Origin of the sequence: Corynebacterium sp. c25Ua_89 (assembly GCF_047459735.1) — a bacterium.
Taxonomy (GTDB): Bacteria; Actinomycetota; Actinomycetes; order Mycobacteriales; family Mycobacteriaceae; genus Corynebacterium; species Corynebacterium simulans.
The window spans coordinates 14,919-36,355 of record NZ_JASBOD010000009.1 but is presented as its reverse complement, the minus strand read 5'-3'; the positions used below and the strand labels follow the sequence as shown (position 1 = coordinate 36,355).

Genomic DNA, 21,437 nt, shown 5'->3' with positions numbered 1-21,437 from the left:
ACACTATCATTCGGAGTGTGATTTAGGACATTCCAGTGAAAACTTTTCCACCTCTGGTTTCCCAGCAAGGAGTCTCAATGAACAGCAGTTCGCCCCGCGTCGCAATCCTGGGCGGCAACCGCATTCCGTTTGCCCGTTCCAACAAGGAATACGCGCACGCCTCCAATCAAGACATGCTCACCAGCGCCCTCGACGGACTCGTCGCGCGCTTCGGCCTGCACGAGGAACGGGTAGGGCTCGTAGCAGCAGGCGCGGTACTCAAGCACTCGCGAGACTTCAACCTCACCCGCGAGGTAGTCCTTGGCTCGGCGCTTACTTCTACTACCCCGGCGCTCGACATGCAGCAGGCCTGCTGCACCTCTTTGGCCGCCGCCATCCATGTTGGTGACGCCATTGCCCGCGGCCGCATCGAATCCGGCATCGCCGGCGGCACGGATACCACCTCAGACGCCCCGCTTGCCGTAAACGATTCCCTGCGGCGCACCCTCATCGGACTCAGCCGCGCAAAGACTCTTTCCCAACGTGCAAAGCTCATCGGCTCAATTCGCCCCGCCCAGCTCGCGCCCGAGCAGCCCCAAAACGGCGAGCCGCGCACGGGGCTTTCCATGGGCGACCACGCGGCTATCACGGCCCGCGAAATGGGCGTAAGCCGCGCCGCCCAGGACGAGCTCGCGCTCGCTTCTCACCAGAAGCTTCATCAGGCCTGGAAGGAAGGTTTCTTTAACGACCTCAGCACCGGCTTCATGGGTGTTAACCGCGATACCAACCTCCGTCCTGACTCCACGCCAGAAAAGCTCGGCCAGCTAAAGCCAGTCTTTGGAAAGCGCGATGCCGAGCAGCACGGCACCCAGGCCACAATGACCGCCGGCAATTCGACGCCGCTTACCGACGGCGCGGCAGTCACCCTCCTGGGCAGTGAATCCTGGGCCGCAAGCCATAACCTCGAGCCGCTCGCCTACCTAGTTGATTCCGAGACCGCCGCAGTGGACTTCCTGCACGGCGGAGACGGCCTTCTCATGGCGCCGACCTATGCGGTGCCACGTCTCCTCGAGCGCAACAACCTCACCCTGCAAGATTTCGACTTCTACGAAATCCACGAAGCCTTCGCCTCGCAAGTCCTTGCCACCTTGAATGCGTGGGAGGACGAGACTTACTGCCGCGAGCGCCTCGGCCTGCCCGGCGCGCTCGGCCCCATCGACCGCAGCAAGCTCAATGTCAAGGGTTCTTCGTTGGCTGCCGGCCACCCCTTCGCGGCCACCGGGGCGCGCATCCTCGCCACCGCCGCGAAGGTCCTGCAGGAAGCAGGCGGCGGCCGCGCTCTTATCTCCATCTGTGCCGCCGGCGGCCAAGGCGTGGCCGCCATCATCGAACGCTAACCCGCACCCCAAAAATCCCCGGCTGCCAAAAGCAGCCGCCCAAAGAAGGAAAAACCATGGCACTCCTCAAGACTCAAAGCAAGGATTCCAGCGCTGCTTCCACCACCGAGGCAAACCGCGCAAATCTTCGTTCCACCACCGCCCAAGCAGAGCCGCGCAGCCCGCGCCGCCTGCCCAAGACACCGCAACCATCCGTAGCTACCGAGCTGGGCAACCTACTCGATGGCCCACACGCTGCTTTCCGTCAGGAGCTACGCGAGTTCATCAATGATCCGGAGCTCTTCCCGCATCCAGATCTCTCCGTCGCCGAGCAGCGCGCGCATACCTTCAACAATCTCGCTAAGGTGCGCGACTTCGGCGGTTTCCAAAAGGGTCTGCGCCGCGACAATGGCGGGCCTGGCAAACCGATTCTTTCCACTTTCACGCTAGAAGGCCTAGCCTGGGTCGACGGCTCGCTCGCCATCAAGTCTGGCGTGCAGTGGGGACTGTGGGGCGGCGCCCTCGACCAGCTCGGTACCGAGCGCCACATCGAGTGGGTTCAAAAGGCCGCATCCCTGGAGCTACCCGGCTGCTTCGCCATGACCGAGCGCGGCCACGGCTCCGATGTGCAATCTCTTGAGACCACGGCGAACTACGACCCAGAAACTGATGAATTCATCATCAATACCCCGAGCGATACCGCGGTGAAGAACTACATCGGCAACGCCGCCCAGGACGGCCGTGCCGCCGTCGTGTTCACGCAGCTTATGACCCCAGAAAGCGATGGCCGCACCCACGGCGTGCACGCCATCATCGTTCCGATTCGTGACGAGCAAGGCAACGCGCTGCCGGGCATCACCTTGGGCGATCATGGCCACAAGGGTGGACTCGTGGGCGTCGATAATGGCACGCTCCGCTTCGACAACGTGCGCGTACCGCGTGTGAACCTGCTTAACCGCTTCGCAGACGTCGATGAAAAAGGCAGGTATTCCTCGCCGATTGAAAACCCCAACGCCCGCTTCTTCACCATGCTCGGCACGCTGATCCGCGGGCGCATGGGCGTGGCTGGTGCCGCGGGCGCCGCCACGGAGGCCTCGCTGGACATCGCGGTGCGCTACGCCAACCGACGCCGCCAATTCGAAGGCGCAACCGGCGCCGAAAAGCACCTTATCGATCACCGCCAGCACCGCCGCCGCCTGCTCATCCCGCTGGCGCGCTCTTATGCGCTGCACCTGCTGCACAACCAAATTCTGGAGCGCTACCAGGAGATGAATGACAGCCAGGAGGCAGGCTCGTGGTCCGTGACCACGCCCACCGAGGAGCAAAAGTATGCCTCCCGCGAGATGGAGTCTTTGGCCGGCGCGATTAAAGCCGCACAAACCCAGCACGCCATCCGCACGATTCAGGAATGCCGTGAGGCCTGCGGCGGCGCGGGTTATATGTCAGAAAACCGCCTGACCACCTACCGCGCCGACTCCGATGTCTTCGCCACCTTTGAGGGCGATAACACCGTGCTGATTCAGATGGTGGGCAAGAACTTGCTCACCGCTTACGGCCGCGCGATGAATGACATGTCTCCATGGGATACCGTGCGCTACGCCGCTACGACCGCCACTGAAGTCGTGCGCCGCCGCACTGGTTTCACCACGCGCCTGCAGGGCCTGGTGGACCTGGTCAATCCGAACGAGGCATCGCTTTTCGACGCCGTCTACCAAGCCAAGCTCATCGACGACCGTGCCCAGTCCGTCCTGCTTTCTCTCGTTCGTCGTATCCAGCCGGCCCGCAAGGCCGACAAGGTGCAGGCAGCCGCCATCGTGGACCAGTGCCAGGATCACCTCATCGCGGCAGGCTGGGCCCGTGTAGATACGCTGCTGGTCCAAGCGATGATTGAGGCCGAAGACCGCCTGGAGGTAGGGTCCCTCGCACGCCAGGTCTTCGAACAGCTACGTCACCTGTTCGTTCTGTCCACGTTGGTCGAGCACGCGGGCTGGTATCAGGAGCACAACTTGCTTCCGGCCGGCCGTATGAAGGCCGCCCGCGCGGCAATCAATGATCTGGTGGATTCTTTGGCACCGTGGTCCGTAGTTCTGGTTGACGCGTTCGGCCTGCCTTCCGAGGTATCCAACATCCCGATGCTCACCGAAGCCGGCGTGGACCCGCTGCGCGATTAAGTGCCCGCCCCCATTTGAACGCCTAGGCCGCCACGACCATCCAAATGGCCACCATGTGCACAACCGCAGCCGCGATAGTCGCGCTATGGAAGTGCTCGTGGTAGCCATACCACCGGGCGTTGCGGCCCGGCCATTTGAAGCCATAAGCCAAAGCGCCGAGCGAATAGATCACTCCGCCGGCAAAAAGCAGCCACACAACTGCGGCGCCAGCGGCACCCCACAGGGTGGGAATGAGTGGGACCACCAACCATCCCAGTGCCAGATAGACCACCACATCGAACCAGCGTGGATGGTCTATCCACAACAGATTCAGGATGACACCCAAGATTGCCCCGGCCCAAGCAATAGCCAGCATGAGCGTTGCCTGCTTCACGTCTAAGACGATGGCACACAGCGGCGTATACGTCGCCGCAATAAAGACAGCGATGGTTGCGTGATCCGCCCGACGCCACCAACGCACTGCCCGCAAGCTCGGCCATGGCCAACGGTGATAAAGGGCAGACACGCCAAACAAGCCCACTACGCCGACGCCGTAGACGGTAACGGCTAGCGCATGCCACCAGGGCAGCGTCATCCAGGAATAGGTAATCAGCACAGTAGATGCGATCACCGAACAAATCGCGGCAAAAAAGTGGCCCCAGCCGCGAGTGAGGGGGCGCGGACCACGGTCAGCGATGAAATAACGCCGCTCGACGAGCCCCTCAGGTGGCGCCTGCCCCACCCCTTCTAATAGCGCAGTGTTTTCCTTGTTAGCCATCACCAGGTAGCCGCCTCACTTCGGAGAAAACTTACGTTGCCGTAACTATACGGCGCCCGCCCGACGCTTTCAAGAAAATGCCCACTATTTTGTTATGCGTATTAAATTTTGCACCGGCACCTAAATCGGCGAGGCCTGGCCGGATTCGACCGACTACGAAAACTTCTTCGAAGCGCAGCTGTACAAGGCCTGGGAGACGACGCTCGGTCCAGCGCCCGGCGTCGAATAGCGCGTGCCACTTTAGTCACAGTAGTTGAATCTTTTTTCAACTTTCCCTGGGAAGTACTTATACAAGCTGAAAAATCCTTGTACACTTGCTCCCACTATGACTTCCACACGCTCCATTGGAACCCTGCTCAAGTCCGTCGCCGCCGCGGGCGTCCTCGCGCTGGCGGTCGGCTCAACCACCACCCCTGCCATGGCTCAGTCGAGCCACCTAGAGAAGGTCTCCTCGCGCGTGACCAACCCGCAGCCTTGGCTGGGTGACCAGGCCAAGATCGTGGGCAAACGCCACATCAACGGCAACCACTGGGTCGTCGACGTGTGGTCTCCTGCCAACCGCGAAATCATCACCAACAACGTGCTGCTGCCGGGCGGCGACCAACCGCGCCCGAGCTTCTATCTCCTGCCTGGCATCCAGGGCGGCCAAGAGGGTATGAACTGGATGACGCATACCGACGTCGGACCATGGTTCGCGGATAAAAACGTCAACGTAGTCATGCCACTTGGCGGCCCATACTCGCTGTACACGGACTGGAACCAGGCTGACCCAATCCTGGGCGTAAACAAGTGGAACACCTACATGACCCAGGAGCTTCCGCCGCTTATCGACGCCGAGTTCCACGGCACCGGCCGCGATGCCATCGGCGGCCTCTCCTCCACCGGTGCGGCGGCGCTCGATATCGCGGCGCATGCGCCACAGCGTTTCAAGGCGGCCGCTTCCTACTCCGGCTGCCCAGTGCGCTCTGATCCGACGGGCGTTCTGACCTCGACGGCAATGATGGCTTACGGCGGCGGCTCCTCTTTCAACGCGTGGGGTCTGCCGGGCTCGCCGCAGTGGGCGGACCATGACCCGAACTTCAATCCGGGTCGCCTGCGCGGTGTAGATGTCTTCGTGGCTTCTGCATCCGGCAACCCGGGTCCGATTGATGGCAACAACATCAACCCGGTGACCAACGTTGGCCCGCGTGCAGTTGAGGTGATTGCCAACCAGTGCACCGAGACCTTCACGCACAACGCGCGCCGCGCCGGCGTGAACGTTAACCGCTACTACAGCGAGCAGGGTTCGCACTCCTTCGGGCTCTTTGCACACGAGATGAAGGTCAGCTGGGCGCAGACCATCGCACGCGCAATCGGCGCTTAAGTCGCGGCGCTCACGCGATTTCTCCTGGGCATCACGAACTCCATTCGCTCTGAGGCTTCCACCCCGGTTGGGTCCCCGTCTTTGGGTCCCATTGGTTGGGTCCTATTGCGAGTGGAGTTTTGTGTTTTGGGGTAAAAAAGGCTCCCTTTGCTAGCAAAGGGAGCCAAGGAATGGGACCCAACCAGCCGGGCTCGGAACTACTTGCGGAAGTATTCTGCCGCAGACTCGAAGAGCTTCATATCGTACTCGCCCGGCACGTTCTTGTAGGTAGATGCCGAGATGCGTTCAGAGTGGCCCATCTTGCCCAGGACGCGGCCGTCCTCGGACATGATGCCCTCAAGGGCGAAGAGGCCGCCGTTCGGGTTAACGGAGATATCCATCAGCGGGTTACCAGCAACGTCGACATACTGGGTGACGGCAGCTGCCTTTAGACGCTCCCACTCGGACTCACCAGCAGTGATGCGGCCCTCGCCGTGAGAAATCGGGACGGTGAAGACGTCGCCCTCGTTAATCTTGGACAGCCACGGCGACGCGTTATTGACAACGCGCACACGCGAAATACGCGACTGGTGGCGACCAATCGTGTTGAAGGTCAGCGTCGGGGTCTCAGTGCCCGGCTCAGAAATCTTGCCGAACGGCACCAAGCCCAGCTTGATCAGCGCCTGGAAGCCATTGCAGATGCCGAGGACCAGGCCACCGCGCTCGTCGAGAAGCCCCTGCACACCCGCGGTGAGCGACGGGTTACGCAGGAAAGACGTGATGAACTTCGCGGAACCGTCAGGCTCGTCGCCGCCAGAGAAGCCGCCCGGCAGGAAGAGCATCTGGGAGCGATCCAAAGCCGCGGCCATGCGGTCGACGGACTCAGCAATGTCTTCCGGGGTGCGGTTGCGCACCACGAGGATCTCCGGCTCGATGCCAGCGCGACGCAGCGCGCGGGCGGAGTCGTACTCGCAGTTGGTACCCGGGAAGACCGGGATGAGAGCGGAAGCCTTGGCGCCGCCGTGGGCCGGAGTGATGGTCGGTGCCTCAGATGCGGAGACCGGAGAAGTGGCGTCCGCCAGGGAGACCGAACCAGTCTGCTCAACGAAGCTCGGGTAGATCTCTTCGAGAGTGCCCAGGTAGGCGGCCTCGGCGTCGGCAAAGGAAACCTCGGTGCCGCGGTAGGTGAAGCCGCCCTCAGCGGTCTCACCAATAACCGAGCCCGCGGTTGGCTCCTCGCCGTCTGCCCACTCCAGGACGAAGGCGCCGTAGGCGTAGTCGTAGAGCGGGGCGTCGTCAGTAAAGGCGAAGCCGATGCCCTCGCCCAAGCCCATCTTCAGCACGGACTCGGCAGGGCCGCCGAAGCCCGGGGTGTAAGCGGAGATGACCTTGCCGGAGCGCAGCAGCTCCGTCACGGTGCGGAAGTTGGCAACCAGGGAATCTGGGGTGGGCAGGCCGGCCAGCGCAGTATCCTCTGCGCCAGCGATCTCCGGCCGGAAGAGCGTGACCTTGTGGCCCGCTGCCTTGAAGTGGTTCGGCACCATGTGAGTGGCATCGTCGTGGCTGACGGCAACCGAGATGACCGTCGGCGGGACGCTGAGCTCTTCGAAGGTACCGGACATGGAGTCCTTGCCGCCAATCGCGGCGACGCCGAGGCCAAGCTGGGCCTTGATGGTGCCCAGCAGCGCGGCGGCCGGCTTGCCCCACGCCGCAGCGGAGTCCATGCGCTCGAAGTACTCCTGGAAAGACAAGTAGGTCTCGTCGAAGGAGGCGCCGGTAGCAATCAGCTTGGACACCGACTCCACCACCGCGAGGTAAGCACCGTGAAACGGGCTGGCCTCGGTGACGTATGGGTTGTAACCCCAGGACATCACAGAGCAGTTGGTGGTCTCTCCCAGCGCCGGCAAGGTGTGTGCCGTGGCCTGGATCGGGGTGGCCTGGCGGGTGCCGCCGAAAGGCATCAGCACGGTGCCGGCGCCGACGGTGGAGTCGAAGCGCTCGGAGAGGCCTTGCTTGGAGGCAACGTTGAGGTCGGAGGCCATGGAGATAAAGGAAGCGGAGAAGTCTTCCTCGCGTGCCCACTCGCGGGCCGCACCGCGCCAATCAGCGGCGGGGGCAACCTCGACGTCGACGTGCTTGTCGGCGCCGTTGGTGTTTAGGAATTCGCGGGAAAGGTCAACGATGGTGTTGCCGCGCCAATGCATGCGCATGCGGCCCGAGTCAGTGACCTCCGCAACGACCACGGCGTTGAGGTTCTCCTCGTTAGCCAGCGCGATCAGCTTGTCGAGGTCGCCTGCCTCAACGACGGTGGCCATGCGCTCCTGGGACTCGGACAGAGCCAGCTCGGTGCCGTTCAGGCCCTCGTACTTCTTCGGGACCGCATCGAGGTTGATCTCCAGCGAATCCGCCAGCTCGCCCACTGCGACGGCGACGCCGCCGGCGCCGAAGTCATTACAGCGCTTGATGAGCTTGGAAAACTCCGGGTTGCGGAACAGGCGCTGGAGCTTGCGCTCCTCCGGCGCGTTACCCTTCTGCACCTCCGCGCCCGCGGTGGTCAGCGACTCCACGGTGTGCGACTTGGAGGAACCAGTAGCGCCACCGATACCGTCACGGCCCGTTGCACCGCCGACGAGCACCACGAGGTCACCCGCCGCCGGAACTTCGCGACGCACGTTCGCCGCCGGTGCGCCCGCCACTACCGCACCCATTTCGAGGTGCTTGGCGACGTATCCCGGGTGATAGACCTCATCAACCAGGCCGGTAGCCAAGCCAATCTGGTTGCCGTAGGAGGAATTGCCGGCAGCTGCCACGCGGGCAATGGTCTTCTGCGGCAGCTTGCCTGCGCGAGTGGTGGTCTCCAGCGGGTTACCGGAGCCGGAGATGCGCATCGCGCCGTAGACATAACCGCGGCCAGACAGTGGGTCACGGATTGCGCCACCGATGCAGGTAGCAGCGCCGCCAAAAGGCTCGATTTCGGTTGGGTGGTTGTGGGTCTCGTTCTTAAACAGCAGCAGCCACGGCTCTTCCTTGCCATCCACGGTGATGGTGACATGAACGGTGCAGGCGTTGATCTCCTCGGAGACGTCCATGGCGTCGAGCTTGCCCGTGGCACGCAGCACCTTGCCAGCGATGGTGCCCATGTCCATCAAGGTCACCGGCTTAGCGCGGCCGATGGACTCGCGGGCTGCGAGGTAGTCCTGGTAAGCGGCCTCAACGGCCGGCTCATTGAAGGTAATGGAATCGAGGACGGTCTCGAAGGTGGTGTGGCGGCAGTGGTCGGACCAGTAGGTATCAATCACCTTGAGCTCGGTGATGGTCGGCTCGCGGTCTTCGGAGGCAAAGTACTCGCGGATTAGAGTAGCGTCGTCCACGTCCATGGCTAGGCCGTGGGAGGCAACGAACTCGGGAAGGGCGGCGTCGGAAAGCGCAGTGAAACCCTCAAGGGTCTCTACGTCTGCGGGGGTATCGACGTGCAATGCCAAAGTCTCCGGCAGCTCCAGCGCTGCTTCACGGGACTCGACGGGGTTAATCAGATCCTTGCGCATGGCGGCAGGAATCTCACCATCTACCGCGTAGACCACCGCGGTGCGTACGCGGGGGCGCTCCTTTTCAAAGAGGAACTGAATGCACTGTGCCGCGGAATCGGCGCGCTGATCAAACTGGCCTGGAAGCGGTTCGACGGCGAGAACCCCGCCTGCAACTCCAGCCTCGTCCAGCGTGGAAAAAGTAGTGTCTACCTGCGGTTCTGAAAGAACCAACTTGACCGCGGTAGCAAATTCGGAATCGGTGGTGCCCTCTACGTCGTAGCGATTGAGCACGCGCACGTTGACGCCGTACTCCTTCGACAATGCAGCGGCATGCCCGCCCTCGCGATTTTCCACATACACGCGCTGAACCATCGTGCCTCCAGTTTCATTCAGCTCAAGTTTTAACTCGGTAGTCAACTTAGTGCCCACAGTATTTCCCGCGGGGAACGAAAACCAATTCTATAGGGCGGCGGGTTGGGGGTGGTTTGGTTTGGGGGATTACTGGCGCCGACGCCTCGTGTGGGCACAATTTGCCAAATAGTGCGCCCAAATTTTCTGATTTTCCGGGCTTGCTTGGCAAATTGTGCGCAGTTCGCACGTCCTTGCCGCCGCAAAGCCCGCGTAAACACCCGGTGAACCGCAAGACAAACTTTTTGGGCGTGCATGTAAACCCCCAAGACATCTGGGGGATGATCGCTTGGCAAGCTCGGCGCGGTGCCTTAGAAACAAATGGTCATATATCTCCTAGAAACAAATGGTCATATATCTCCTATTGCAAGGTTTCTCATGCGCTCTCGTTCTCTCCGCGCGCTTTCTTTGACCGCGCTCATCTCCACTTTCTCCACTCTCACCGTCCCCGCCCATGCAGCCCCCGCCGGCGATGCCGTGGTCCTTTCTGAGGTTTACGGCGGCGGCGGAAACTCTGGTGCGACCTTTACCCACGACTTCATCGAGCTCTTCAACCCCACCGAAGCCGAGGTCTCGCTGGATGGTTGGTCCGTCGAGTACTTTTCCGCCGGTGGCAACTCGGGCGGCAAGGCTGCTCTCGGCGGCGCGATTCCGGCTGGCCAGCACTACCTGATTCAGGCTGGCCAGGGCAACGGCGGCTCCACGCCACTGCCTACCCCAGACGCGGAGTCCTCCCTGAACCTGTCCGGTTCGAAGGGATCGGTCAAGCTTTACGACGCCTCCGGCAACGAGGTTGACCTCGCCGGTTACGGTTCCGCCCAGCTGGCAGAAGGCACCCCCGCCCCAAGCACCTCCAATGCAGAGTCGGTCTCTCGCGATGAGGCGGGCACCGACACCGACGACAACGCTGCCGATTTCCATGTCGGCACGCCAACTCCTACGCCTTCCGGCAACGAACCAACCACGCCCACTAAGCCAGAGGAACCAACGCAGCCTGCAGACCCCGGCCGCGAGCTAAGCATCGAAGAAATCCAGGGAACCGGCGCTCAGTCTCCGGTTAAAGACCAGAACGTCACGACCAAGGGCGTCGTCACTGGCGTGTGGTCCGAGGGCGGCATCAACGGCTTCACCATCCAGACCAGCGGCACCGGAAACGAGGCTCCCGCTGCTTCCCCGGCGCTGTTTATTTATATGGGTAACCAGGAAGCCTCTGCTTATCCGCAGCTCGGTGATTCCGTGCAGGTTTCTGGCAAGGTCTCGGAGTTCTATGACGCCACCCAGCTAACCGCAGATGCCGTCGAAAAGCTCGATGCTCCCCTGCCGGAAGTCACCGCGCTCGAACTGGAGGCCCTGCCCGAAGGCGACGTCGCCCGTGAGGCCTATGAGCACATGCTGGTGCTGCCTGGCACCCACACCGTGACCAACAACTACGCGCTCAACCAGTATGGCGAGGTAGGCCTGGCGCCGGGCACTGAGGCACTCCGCCAGCCGTCGGACCTTTATGACCCGTCAACTGACCCAGACTCCGACTTACAGAAACTCGCCGCTTCCAACGCCGCCAAGCTGGTCACGCTGGACGATGGCCGCACGAAAAACTACCTCGAGTCTGACCAATCCACCCCGCTGCCATATATCGCGCAGGACAACGCGCAGACCATCAAGTCCCTGCGCACCACTGACCAGGTAACTTTCCAGCACCCGGTCATCGTGGGTTACTCCCATGAACAGTGGCGTTACCAGCCCACCGCACCGGTAACGGGCAATACGGCAGGCAGCGATTTGCCGATTACCTGGGAAGACTCCCGCGAAAAGGAACTGCACGCACTCGACGTCGAAGGCGAATACACCATTGGTGCTTTCAACGTATTGAACTACTTCACCTCCCTTGGCGAGGAGTACGGCGGCAGCTCCTACGATGACATGGACGGCAACCCAGTCACCGTCAAGCGCGGCACGACCCGCGGTGCTTATACCGCGGAGGCCTTCGAGAACCAGCAGCGCAAGATTGTCGCGGCCGTAAACGGTCTTGATGCCGACGTCATCGCCCTTTCTGAAATCGAAGACGGCTACGGCGTCACCGGCGACAAGTCCAAGCGCGACCAAGCCTTGGCGCACCTGACAGACGAGCTCAACGCGGCCGCTGGTTCCGAGAAGTGGGCCTACGTGGCCTCCCCGGAGAAGCTGCCGGACACCGTGGACGTCATCCGCACCGCGTTCATCTATAAAAGGGATCGCGTCAAGCCGGTTGGTGAATCCCGCATCTTCGTCGACGACCGCTTCACTGGAACCGCTCGCGAGCCGCTAGCGCAGGAGTTTGCGCCAGTCGACGCCGCGGATGACGAGACCTTCGTGGCCGTGGCCAATCATTTCAAGTCCAAGGGTTCCGTTGTTAAGGGTGACGCCGACACCGGTGACGGCCAGGGCAACAACCCCAACGTGCGCAAGGCACAGGCCGAAGCCGTTCTTGAGCACCTGGCTAAGCAACCAGATTGGCAGGACAAGGCCACCTTCGTGATGGGTGACCTCAACACCTATACCCATGGCGATGCCATCGATGTCTTCCGCGACAGCGGCTACACCGTCCCCGCTGAGGACTTCCACGCGGATGCCTCCTACCAGTTCTCTGGCCTGTTGGGTTCCCTCGACCACGTCCTGGCAAACGAGGTTGTATCCGGCAAGGTAACCGACGCCCAGGTGTGGAACATCAATGCCGACGAGCCGGTGGCCTTTGAGTACTCTCGCCGCAATTACAACATCGTGGACTTCTACGACGATTCCCCGTTCCGCGCCTCCGACCACGACCCGGTCAAGGTCGGATTCAGCCTGGGCGAGGCGGCCACTACCCCAGACGAAGAACCAGACAGCAAGCCCGGCACCAACAAGGGCTCCAGCTCCAGCAACGGCTCTAGCTCTGGTTCGAGCACCGGCAGCATCATCGCATTGATCCTTGCGGTTGCCGTCCCCGGCATCGCAATGTTGCTCGGCGGTTCGCTGAAGTTCCTGGCGCCCCAGCTCATCGACGCCCTGCCACCGCAGGTCCGGGATTTCCTCAAGCTCTAGGCTCCCGGGAGCGTTTCCTCCGGGGCGCCTTCCCCGGAGCGTCTCCTCTCCCTACGCACAATTTGCCAAATAGTGCCCTGAATTAGCGCGGATTCAGCAGTCTAATTGGCAAATTGTGCGCTTTTGCGCGTTCGGTGCACGCCTTTGTGCGTTCGGTGCACGCCTTTGTGCGTTCGACGTGCGTTCGGTCCATGCTCGGCGTGCGCTTCCGCGGGAGGCTTTTAACGCTTCGTCAAAAAGACGCCGTAGTCCGCGGGCTGCGCGCCGGCGCTCGCGGCGCGGTCAACCGCCTTGATGAAGTCAGAGACCACTTTCCTGTCATTAAGGTTGCGGCCAGAGATGGAAAGACGCACGGTGTTGCCACGCAGCGCGGAGCGCTCAGCTGCGCGAATAATGTTGCGGCGCCACCACTTCGCCGCACCGAAGCCCTCGCCGAAAGACAGGTTGCGGGTCTGGTGGAACTTGCCGGAACGCAGCTCGTGAATGCCGCGCGTGGAGACCGCGACGTCAAAAGCAAAGTTCGGTAGGACCTCCAAGGTGCCAGGCGACATACGCCAGCGTGGAGGTGCGAAGATGCTCGACTCGAAGCCCAGCTTGGCCATCTGCCGCGTGGCGCCCTTCAGACGGAGATTGGCCTCGTGTGAGTCGAGGTTGGCAAATTCCGCGCGACGGCCTTGCACCGCTTGGTCGAAGCCATTCAGAATGAGCAACCTACCCGCGGATTCCTGCTCTTTGAGAAAGCCTAAGGTCTTGTCGTCTTTGGCCAGGTGCCAATTGCCATCAATGTGTGGGGCAACCAGCAAAGAGACCGGGATTTCTTCCCGGTCTAGTTCTTTGAGGAGGTTACTAGTTTGCTTCCGCGTGTCAGAAAAGATGCTGGAAATCGAAACTAGAAGGTGGCCATGCATAAGTGCAATTATCGCACAGCCACCGCGAGTCCGCGCGGCGAGGGGCTTCTAGGCTTTCAACCCCGTGGCCTTGTTAATGGTCCACGCGTACTCGAAGGCATTCTGGCGCCACTTGTCATAGCGTCCAGAAACACCACCGTGGCCAGCGACCATCTCCGTCTTGAGCAGGAACTGCCCGCCCTTTGCGGTATCACGCAGCTTGGCAATCCACTTCGCCGGTTCCACGTAGAGCACGCGAGTGTCGTTGAGCGAGGTAATCGCCAAAATGTCCGGGTAGTTCTGCGCATTGACGTTCTCGTAAGGCGCATAGGACTTCATGTAGTCATAGACCTCTGGGTCGTGGTACGGGTCGCCCCACTCTTCCCACTCGATGACCGTCAGCGGTAGCTCCGGCTTCAGGATGGAAGTCAGCGGGTCCACGAAGGGCACAGAGGCCTGGATGGCCGTGAAGCGGTCCGGGGCCATGTTTGCCACCGCGCCCATCAGCAGGCCACCGGCTGAGCCGCCTTCCGCCACCATCTGATCTGCGGTGGTAACGCCGCGCGCAATGAGGTCATCGGCCACCGCGATGAAGTCGGTGAAGGTGTTCTTCTTCTGCAGAAGCTTGCCGCTGTCGTACCAGGTGCGGCCCATCTCGCCGCCGCCGCGGACGTGCGCCATCGCAAAAATCATCCCGCGGTCCATCAGGGACAGACGGAATACGGAGAAGTACGGGTCCATGCTGGCCTCATAAGAGCCGTATCCGTAGAGAAGCGTCGGGTTAGCTTTGGTGCGGTCAAGATCAGCGCGGTGCACGATGGAGACCGGAATCTGCGTGCCGTCGGAAGCCTGCGTCCACATGCGGTAAGCAACGTAGTCATCCTTGTTGTAACCACCCAGGACTTCTTGTTCCTTGAGCAAGGTGTACTCGCCAGTCTCAACGCGGTAATCGAAAAGCTGCGAAGGCTGGATGAAGGAGGTGTAGCTCACGCGCAGTACCGGCGCATCCCATTCCGGGTTGCCGCCAACGCTCACGGTGTAGAGCTCTTCGTTGAAGTTTAATTCCTTAAATTCGGACCAACCATGGCGTACATCCATGATTGCGGCACGCCCGATGCCGGCGCGGCGGTAGCCTACGACGACCTGGTCGCGATAGGTATCCACGCCTTCCAGGCGCACATCCTCGCGATGCGGAATCAGCACATCGAGCTCGCGGAGCGGTGCGAGATCCTCCCCTACGGCCAGCGGCGTAGTGGCCAGGGTGAAGTTCGGGCCTGAGGCGTTGTGGGTGACAAACCAATAGGCCTGGCCGTCAATCTCGGCATAGTCGACGTCGTAGTCAACACCTGCTTCGCGCTGCCACAGAACCTGGAATTCGCCTTCCGGGTCCGTACGATCCAGCACCCAGGTCTCTGAGGTCAGCTTCGAGCCGATAACGATGAACAGGTACTTCTCGCTGCGAATACTGCCGACGCCGATGTTGAAATGCTCGTCAGCTTCATGCATGACCTGCACGTCTTCGGACTGCGCGGTTCCCACTTTGTGGCGCCAGACGGTATCTGGGCGCCAGGCATCATCGACCGTGGTGTAAAAGATGTAGTCATCGCCCACCCAGGTCGCACCGTAGAAGATGCCTTCGAGGCGGTCGGAGAGCAGCTCGCCGGTACGCAAGTCCTTGATGACCAGAGAAAAACGCTCGTCGCCAGCGGTATCCACGGAATAAGCCAGCAGGTTGCCGGAGTCAGAGACGGTGGAGGCGCCCATCGCGAAGAATTCGGTGCCTTTTGCTAGCTCATTGGCATCTAGGAGGATTTCCTCGCCCTCAGGCGCGCCTTCTTCTGGAATAACGGGAGCGGTCCACGGGTCAGCACCTTCGGCCACCGGAACGCGGCAGCTAATGCCATAGTTCTTGCCCTCGACAGAGCGGCCGTAATACCAGTACTGGCCCCTGCGCGAAGGCACGGACATGTCCGTTTCCTTCACGCGCGACTTTACTTCCTGGAAGATGTTCTCAGTCAGCTCTTTAAGGTGCGCAGTCTCCTGCTCAGTATAAGCATTCTCCGCGCGCAGATAATCGAGCGTTTCTGCGGATTCTTTATCCCGCATCCACTCGTAATCATCCACGAAGCTGCGGCCATGAAACTCGCGGGTGATGGGGTGTTTTGCGGCAATCGGCGGGGTCAATTCAGTCATGTTCTCCTCGCTAGATTAGGGGGGCTTATTTGTAGTGAGATTTCTCGAAACCCGACCGTAACAAAGGCTCTAGGCCCTAGAAGGAGTTTCCCGAAAGACGCTCGTAAGCCTCGACGTAGCGCGCACGGGTAGCCTCGACGACGTCGTCAGGCAGGCGCGGCGGCTTGGTATCAGAAGCCTGGTCCCAGCCGGATTCCGGGGAGGTCAGCCAGTTGCGCACGTACTGCTTGTCGAAGGAAGGCTGAACCTTGCCCTCCTCATACGTATCGGCCGGCCAGTAGCGGGAGGAATCCGGGGTTAGGACCTCATCGGCCAGAATCAGGGTGCCATTTTCATCGAGGCCAAACTCGAACTTGGTATCGGCCAGGATGATTCCCTTCTCCTCCGCGATGCGGGCGGCCTCGGAATAGATGCGCAGGGTGGCAGCGCGCAGCTCTTCCGCACGCTCTTTACCCAGCTTGGCGACGACCGCGTCAAAGGACACGTTCTCATCATGCTCGCCCTGCTCCGCCTTGGTGGCCGGGGTAAAGATCGGCTCTGGCAGGCGGGAGGCCTCGGTAAGGCCCTCCGGCAGCTCGATGCCGCAAACGGTACCGCTTTCCTTATATTCCTTTAGGCCGGAACCAGTGAGGTAGCCGCGCGCGACGCACTCGAAAGGCAGCATGTCGAGTTTCTTGACCACCATGGCGCGGCCCAGCACTTCCTCTGGGATGCGCTCGTCATCGAGCGGGCCGGCGAGGTGATTCGGGAAATCGATGACGTCGAAGAAGAACTTCGAGGTCGCGGTCAGAATACGGCCCTTGTCCGGGATAGCCGGGTCCAGGGAGTGGTCGTAGGCCGAGATGCGGTCAGAGACGACCATCAGCAGGGTGTTCTCGTCGACGTCGTAGATGTCACGGACCTTGCCGGAAGCAAGGTGCTTATAAGAAGAAAGTTCTGGGCGCATGAGTCCTATCCTAATTCGCTTTTAGAGAATCTCGCCTGGGGTATAAGCGGCGGCCTTCGGGTGCTCGCTGACCAGGTTGTTGATGCGGGTAAGAACCTGGTTGACCTGGGACTCCGCGGCGCCGATGAAGGCGTGCTTATCGGCCAGGGCAGCCTCCAGGTCCTCGGCGGACATCGGCAGGCGCTCGTCGGCGGCAAGGCGCTCGACCAAGTCCTGATCGCCGCCGTTTTCGCGCATGTTCAGCGCCACTGCGACGGCGTTTTCCTTGATGACCTCGTGCGCGGTCTCGCGGCCGACGCCGGCGCGCACGGCCGCCATCAGGATGCGGGTGGTGGCCAGGAACGGCAGGTAGCGCTCGAGCTCGCGGTCGATCATCGCAGGGAAGGCACCGAACTCGTCCAGCACGGTCAGGAAGGTTTCGAACTGGCCGTCGAGGGCAAAGAAGGCGTCAGGAAGCGCAACGCGGCGAACCACGGAGCAGAATACGTCGCCCTCGTTCCACTGCTGGCCGGAGAGATCTGCAACCATGGTGAGGTAACCGCGCAGGATGACTTGGAAGCCGCACACGCGCTCGCAGGAGCGGGCGTTCATCTTGTGTGGCATCGCGGAAGAACCAACCTGGCCTTCCTTGAAGCCCTCGGTGACGGTCTCATTGCCAGCCATCAAGCGGATGGTGGTGGCCAAGGAAGACGGGCCGGCGCCCAGCTCAACCAGCGCGGAAACGGCGTCGAAATCGAGGGAGCGTGGGTAAACCTGACCAACGGAGTTGAAGATGCGGTGGAAGCCCAGGTGATCAGCAATCGCAGTCTCCAGGGAGGCCAGCTTGTCCTCGGAGCCGCCCATCAGGTCGAGCATGTCCTGGGAGGTGCCCATCGGGCCCTTGATGCCGCGCAGCGGATAGGCAGCCAGGAGCGATTCGACGCGCTCGATGCCCAACAGCATCTCATCGGCTGCGGAAGCAAAGCGTTTGCCCAGGGTGGTGGCCTGAGCAGCAACGTTGTGGGAACGGCCGGCCATGACCTGGGATTGGTAAGCAGCCGCATGCTTGCCGATGCGCGCGACGACCGCGATGGCCTTGTCACGGATGAGACGCAGCGAGGTATGAATCTGCAGCTGCTCGACGTTCTCGGTGAGATCTCGGCTGGTCATGCCCTTGTGGATGTGCTCAAAGCCAGCGAGCGCGTTGAACTCCTCGATGCGGGCCTTGACGTCGTGGCGCGTTACGCGCTCACGGGCAGCGATGGACTCGAGGTCCACCTGCTCAACCACGGACTCGTAGGCCGCAATGGCCTCTGCGGGAATATCGACTCCCAAATCCTTTTGCGCGCGCATGACGGCGATCCACAGCTGGCGCTCCAGGATGATCTTGTACTCCGGGCTCCAAATATTGGAAAGCTCTGCGGAGGCATAGCGGGAGGATAGGACGTTGGAAATGTTCTTCTTTTCAGCCACGGGAAACATTATTCCATGTACAAAGCCCAGCCTGTACCTTTTGGTAAAAAGCTGGGCTATACGGGGGTGCGAGAGAAAAGCTAGATGGAAATCTCGCCGTCTTCGGCACGCTTTCCGATGTCGCGGCGGTAGAAGCTGCCGTCCAGCTTAAGGCCTTCTAGCACCTCGTAGGCGGCGGCACGGGCCTCGGCGAGCGTGGCTCCCTGGCCCAGGACGTTGAGCACGCGGCCGCCGTTGGAGATGACATCGACTTCCTCTTCAACACCGCGCGAGCCTTCGGCTTGCGAGGTGCCGGCGTGGAGGACCTTGTTCGGATCATCCAGGCCTGGGCCGGTGATAACGTCGCCCTTACGCGGGGAGGCTGGGTAGCCCTCCGCGGCCAGGACGACGGTGACGGCGTAGCCGTCCTTCCACTTCAGCTCGTCCAGCTCAGCAAGCTTGCCGGTGGCGGTGGCGTTAAGCGCCTCAGCCAGCGGGGACTCGAGCATGGAAAGAACTGCCTGGGTTTCTGGGTCGCCGAAGCGGCAGTTGAACTCAACAACGGCGATGCCTTCCGTGCCCCACGCGAGGCCGGCATAAAGCAGGCCGGAGTACGGGGTACCGCGGCGCACCATTTCGGCGGCAACTGGCTTGCAGGCTTCGTCGACAATGCGCTGCACGCCGTCGGCAGGCAGCCACGGCAGCGGCGTATAGGCGCCCATGCCGCCGGTGTTGGGGCCTTCGTCATTGTCGTAGGCGCGCTTGTGGTCCTGCGCTGGGAGCAGCGGAACGACGGTCTCGCCGTCGACCAAGCAGAACAGGGAAACTTCTGGGCCATCGAGGAAGGACTCGAGCAGGACCGGGTTTCCTGCCGCGTGAACCTCGTTTACATGTTCCTTCGCGGCAGCGCGATCGTCGGTGACAACGACGCCCTTGCCGCCGGCGAGGCCATCATCTTTCACCACGAAGTGCGGGCCGAAACGGTCGAGGGCGGCCTCAATATCGGCGTCGGAAGCCCCCGGCACCAGCTGCTCCGCGCGAGCGGTGCGAACGCCAGCAGCATTCATGACGTCCTTGGCAAAGGCCTTGGAGCCCTCAATCTGCGCGGCCTCCTTGGAGGGGCCGAAGACGGCGATGCCGTTGGCGCGCAGCTCATCTGTGACGCCGGCAACCAGCGGCACCTCGGGGCCAACGACGACGAGCTCGGCGTCAATTTTCTGCGCCAGCTCCAGCATCTGTGCTGGGTCATCAACCTTGGAGTACTCAGGATGCACCGTGGCCAGGGAAGCGAAGTTCGGTGAGCCTGGGGCAACGTGGAGTTCAGTGGTCAGTGGATCTGCCTTGAGACCTTTGAGCAGGGCGTGTTCGCGGCCGCCCGAGCCAATTACGAGAATGCGCATGCCGTCCATCTTAACTGGAGGTAGCCTAGTCACCATGTCTTCTGTATTTACCAAGATTATTAATGGTGAACTGCCTGCACGCTTTGTCTACCGCGACGAGACCTGCGTGGCCTTTTTATCCATCGAGCCCCTCAACTACGGCCACACTCTGGTGGTTCCGATTGAGGAAGTAGATAAGTGGACCGACCTCGACCCACAGACCTGGGCACACCTCAACGAGGTGGCGCTAGAGATTGGTGCCGCTATCAAGACGGCATTTAACTCTCCACGCACCGGCTACATCATCGCTGGCTTCGACGTGCCGCATACCCACATCCACCTCTTCCCCACCGAGAAGATGGAAGAGTATGACTTCGCCAAGGCATTTGCTGCCGACGCCACCGATCCTGCCGCCATGGATGAGGCAGCGACGCGTATTCGCCAGCACTTGGGCACCGACGAAGAAGGACGCCGCTAACTAGCAGCGTCCTCGTTAGATGCCCTTCTTGCGGCCAATCACTTAAGAAGCTGGGAGGCGCACCGTAAAGGTGGAGCCCTCCCCCAGCTGGGAGCTCACGGCAATGCTGCCGCCGTGCTGCTCCACCAAAGATTTCACGATGGCCAGGCCCAAGCCCGAGCCGCCGGTATCGCGGGTGCGGGAAGAATCCGCGCGATAGAAGCGCTCAAAGATGTGGCTGGTGTCCTCGGGGGACATGCCCTTCCCGTCATCGGCGACGTCGATAAGCACTGCCTTGTCTGTGCTCTCGCCCTCTTCGCGGATGGTGAGTTTGACCTTGGCCTCCTCGCCACCGTGGCGAATGCCGTTGGAGACGAGGTTGAGCAGCACCTGGTGCAGGCGATCAGGGTCGCCTTTGACCACCGGAATATCGTGGGTCTCGTTAACCACGTCGATCTGGCGGCCGGCAAACGCGGCACGCGCGGAGGAACCGACGGAAAGCACCAGCTCCAGCATGTCCACAGTGCGCATGTCCAGGCGCGAGCCCTCGGCGCGGGTCAGAGAAAGCAGGTCCTCCACCAATAGCGACATTCGCTTGGACTCGTCATCGATCTTGGAAAAGACGAGATCCACATCCTTGGTGGCGCCGGAGCGATAAAGCTCGGTGTAGCCACGCAAACTGGTCAGCGGAGTGCGTAGCTCGTGGGAAGCATCGCCCACGAAACGGCGCATCTGCTCCTCTTTATCTTGAGCTTGAACAACTGAGCGCTGCAGCTGACCCAACATCACGTTGAGCGCAACCGAGAGCTGACCAACCTCGGTGTGCTTCGGCCACTCCGGCACACGCTTGTCTAAATCACCCGCGGCAATCTCGGAGGCGGTCTTTTCAACGACGCGCAGCGGGCGCAGCGCGCGGCGGATAAACCACATGCCCACCACGGCGATAATGCCCATGACCACGGCGGTGATGATTATTTGCACGATCGCAAGACCGCGAAGAATGAGCCGCTCGTGGGTGAGATCCTTGGCCACTACGGTCACGGTGCCATCGACCTTGATAGCTACGGCGCGCCACTTAGTTTCGTCGTTTCCCACGGAACCGACGGTGGCAGGTTCGTCACCTATGTAGAGGTTCTTCGCGTCCGGCATGCTGGTCTTGGGGCCGGTGTATAAAACGGTGCCATTCGGCAGGTAACTAAGCGCCACGTATTCCGTAGGCGGGCGCCTAGAGTAGTCCCCCAAATAGTAGTCGTTGCTCATATTGCGCGCCCAGCCGTCGGTGGCATCCTTTAGCTGATCATCGACGTTGCCGTACATGACGTCGGACATGATCGAGGACACCGCCAAAGAGGCACCTGCCAGGCCGAGGCCAGAGACCAAGACCATGAGCACCAAAAGCCACGTGCGCAGCGGCATCGCTTTGGGGCGCTGCACGCGGCGTCGCTTAGCGCGCTCCCCGGAGGGAACCGCAACGGACGGGGTTTCAGGCAGCGTGGATTCCGCCGCCGAGTGGGTAGTGCTCAT

The 21,437-nt window shown here is 61.5% G+C and carries 13 protein-coding genes; 5 read left to right on the top strand and 8 right to left on the bottom strand.

What is annotated here, in order from left to right; translation table 11 throughout:
- The first annotated feature begins 77 nt into the window (after nt 1-77).
- The gene (locus tag QKB66_RS11720; protein WP_248093144.1) at nt 78-1,376 is read left to right on the top strand and encodes an acetyl-CoA C-acetyltransferase; all 1,299 of its coding nucleotides are present in this window, start codon (nt 78-80) and stop codon (nt 1,374-1,376) included.
- Nucleotides 1,377-1,432: 56 nt separating this feature from the next.
- A complete protein-coding gene (locus tag QKB66_RS11715) occupies nt 1,433-3,526 on the top strand; it encodes an acyl-CoA dehydrogenase family protein (protein ID WP_248093143.1) in 2,094 nt (697 codons plus the stop codon).
- 22 nt (nt 3,527-3,548) lie between these two features.
- On the opposite strand, the gene trhA is transcribed toward QKB66_RS11715, so the two are convergent.
- Nucleotides 3,549-4,283 carry a PAQR family membrane homeostasis protein TrhA gene (trhA, locus tag QKB66_RS11710; RefSeq protein ID WP_414253362.1) on the bottom strand — a complete coding sequence of 245 codons (735 nt, stop codon included), beginning with the start codon at nt 4,281-4,283 and terminating at the stop codon, nt 3,549-3,551.
- 325 nt (nt 4,284-4,608) lie between these two features.
- On the opposite strand from trhA, the gene QKB66_RS11705 reads away from it, so the two are divergent.
- Nucleotides 4,609-5,646 (top strand): alpha/beta hydrolase, encoded by a 1,038-nt coding sequence (locus QKB66_RS11705; RefSeq protein WP_248093137.1) that lies wholly within the window; start codon nt 4,609-4,611, stop codon nt 5,644-5,646.
- Nucleotides 5,647-5,843: 197 nt separating this feature from the next.
- Here the strand turns inward: QKB66_RS11705 and QKB66_RS11700 are convergent, their stop codons facing one another.
- Nucleotides 5,844-9,524 carry a phosphoribosylformylglycinamidine synthase gene (locus QKB66_RS11700; protein ID WP_414253361.1) on the bottom strand — a complete coding sequence of 1,227 codons (3,681 nt, stop codon included), beginning with the start codon at nt 9,522-9,524 and terminating at the stop codon, nt 5,844-5,846.
- Between the two features lie 414 nt (nt 9,525-9,938).
- Between QKB66_RS11700 and QKB66_RS11695 the strand changes: the two genes are divergently transcribed.
- Complete coding sequence (locus tag QKB66_RS11695) at nt 9,939-12,620, top strand: ExeM/NucH family extracellular endonuclease (protein WP_414253360.1); 2,682 nt, start codon at nt 9,939-9,941, stop codon at nt 12,618-12,620.
- Between the two features lie 221 nt (nt 12,621-12,841).
- Here the strand turns inward: QKB66_RS11695 and QKB66_RS11690 are convergent, their stop codons facing one another.
- The 5 genes from QKB66_RS11690 to purD form a co-directional block, all read right to left on the bottom strand.
- Complete coding sequence (locus QKB66_RS11690; RefSeq protein ID WP_061924562.1) at nt 12,842-13,528, bottom strand: DUF2334 domain-containing protein; 687 nt, start codon at nt 13,526-13,528, stop codon at nt 12,842-12,844.
- A 48-nt stretch (nt 13,529-13,576) separates the two neighbouring features.
- On the bottom strand, nt 13,577-15,700 hold the full coding sequence (locus QKB66_RS11685) for a S9 family peptidase (RefSeq protein WP_414253359.1): 2,124 nt from the start codon (nt 15,698-15,700) through the stop codon (nt 13,577-13,579).
- Nucleotides 15,701-15,776: 76 nt separating this feature from the next.
- Nucleotides 15,777-16,646, bottom strand: a complete 870-nt coding sequence (locus QKB66_RS11680) for a phosphoribosylaminoimidazolesuccinocarboxamide synthase (protein ID WP_248093129.1) — start codon at nt 16,644-16,646, stop codon at nt 15,777-15,779.
- A 21-nt stretch (nt 16,647-16,667) separates the two neighbouring features.
- Nucleotides 16,668-18,107, bottom strand: coding sequence for an adenylosuccinate lyase (gene purB, locus QKB66_RS11675; RefSeq protein ID WP_070518878.1), 1,440 nt, complete (start codon nt 18,105-18,107; stop codon nt 16,668-16,670).
- Nucleotides 18,108-18,178: 71 nt separating this feature from the next.
- Nucleotides 18,179-19,477, bottom strand: a complete 1,299-nt coding sequence (gene purD / locus QKB66_RS11670) for a phosphoribosylamine--glycine ligase (protein WP_414253358.1) — start codon at nt 19,475-19,477, stop codon at nt 18,179-18,181.
- Between the two features lie 34 nt (nt 19,478-19,511).
- On the opposite strand from purD, the gene QKB66_RS11665 reads away from it, so the two are divergent.
- Nucleotides 19,512-19,934 (top strand): HIT family protein, encoded by a 423-nt coding sequence (locus QKB66_RS11665; protein ID WP_239240619.1) that lies wholly within the window; start codon nt 19,512-19,514, stop codon nt 19,932-19,934.
- Between the two features lie 42 nt (nt 19,935-19,976).
- Here the strand turns inward: QKB66_RS11665 and QKB66_RS11660 are convergent, their stop codons facing one another.
- On the bottom strand, nt 19,977-21,437 hold the full coding sequence (locus QKB66_RS11660; RefSeq protein WP_414253357.1) for a sensor histidine kinase: 1,461 nt from the start codon (nt 21,435-21,437) through the stop codon (nt 19,977-19,979).

Bases quoted from the DNA above. Each gene is read 5' to 3' on its own strand.
- QKB66_RS11720 (WP_248093144.1), top strand. From the start codon at position 78: ATGAACAGCAGTTCGCCCCGCGTCGCAATCCTGGGCGGCAACCGCATT.
- QKB66_RS11715 (WP_248093143.1), top strand. From the start codon at position 1,433: ATGGCACTCCTCAAGACTCAAAGCAAGGATTCCAGCGCTGCTTCCACC.
- trhA (WP_414253362.1), bottom strand. From the start codon at position 4,283: ATGGCTAACAAGGAAAACACTGCGCTATTAGAAGGGGTGGGGCAGGCG.
- QKB66_RS11705 (WP_248093137.1), top strand. From the start codon at position 4,609: ATGACTTCCACACGCTCCATTGGAACCCTGCTCAAGTCCGTCGCCGCC.
- QKB66_RS11700 (WP_414253361.1), bottom strand. From the start codon at position 9,524: ATGGTTCAGCGCGTGTATGTGGAAAATCGCGAGGGCGGGCATGCCGCT.
- QKB66_RS11695 (WP_414253360.1), top strand. From the start codon at position 9,939: ATGCGCTCTCGTTCTCTCCGCGCGCTTTCTTTGACCGCGCTCATCTCC.
- QKB66_RS11690 (WP_061924562.1), bottom strand. From the start codon at position 13,528: ATGCATGGCCACCTTCTAGTTTCGATTTCCAGCATCTTTTCTGACACG.
- QKB66_RS11685 (WP_414253359.1), bottom strand. From the start codon at position 15,700: ATGACTGAATTGACCCCGCCGATTGCCGCAAAACACCCCATCACCCGC.
- QKB66_RS11680 (WP_248093129.1), bottom strand. From the start codon at position 16,646: ATGCGCCCAGAACTTTCTTCTTATAAGCACCTTGCTTCCGGCAAGGTC.
- purB (WP_070518878.1), bottom strand. From the start codon at position 18,107: ATGTTTCCCGTGGCTGAAAAGAAGAACATTTCCAACGTCCTATCCTCC.
- purD (WP_414253358.1), bottom strand. From the start codon at position 19,477: ATGCGCATTCTCGTAATTGGCTCGGGCGGCCGCGAACACGCCCTGCTC.
- QKB66_RS11665 (WP_239240619.1), top strand. From the start codon at position 19,512: ATGTCTTCTGTATTTACCAAGATTATTAATGGTGAACTGCCTGCACGC.
- QKB66_RS11660 (WP_414253357.1), bottom strand. From the start codon at position 21,437: ATGAGCACTACCCACTCGGCGGCGGAATCCACGCTGCCTGAAACCCCG.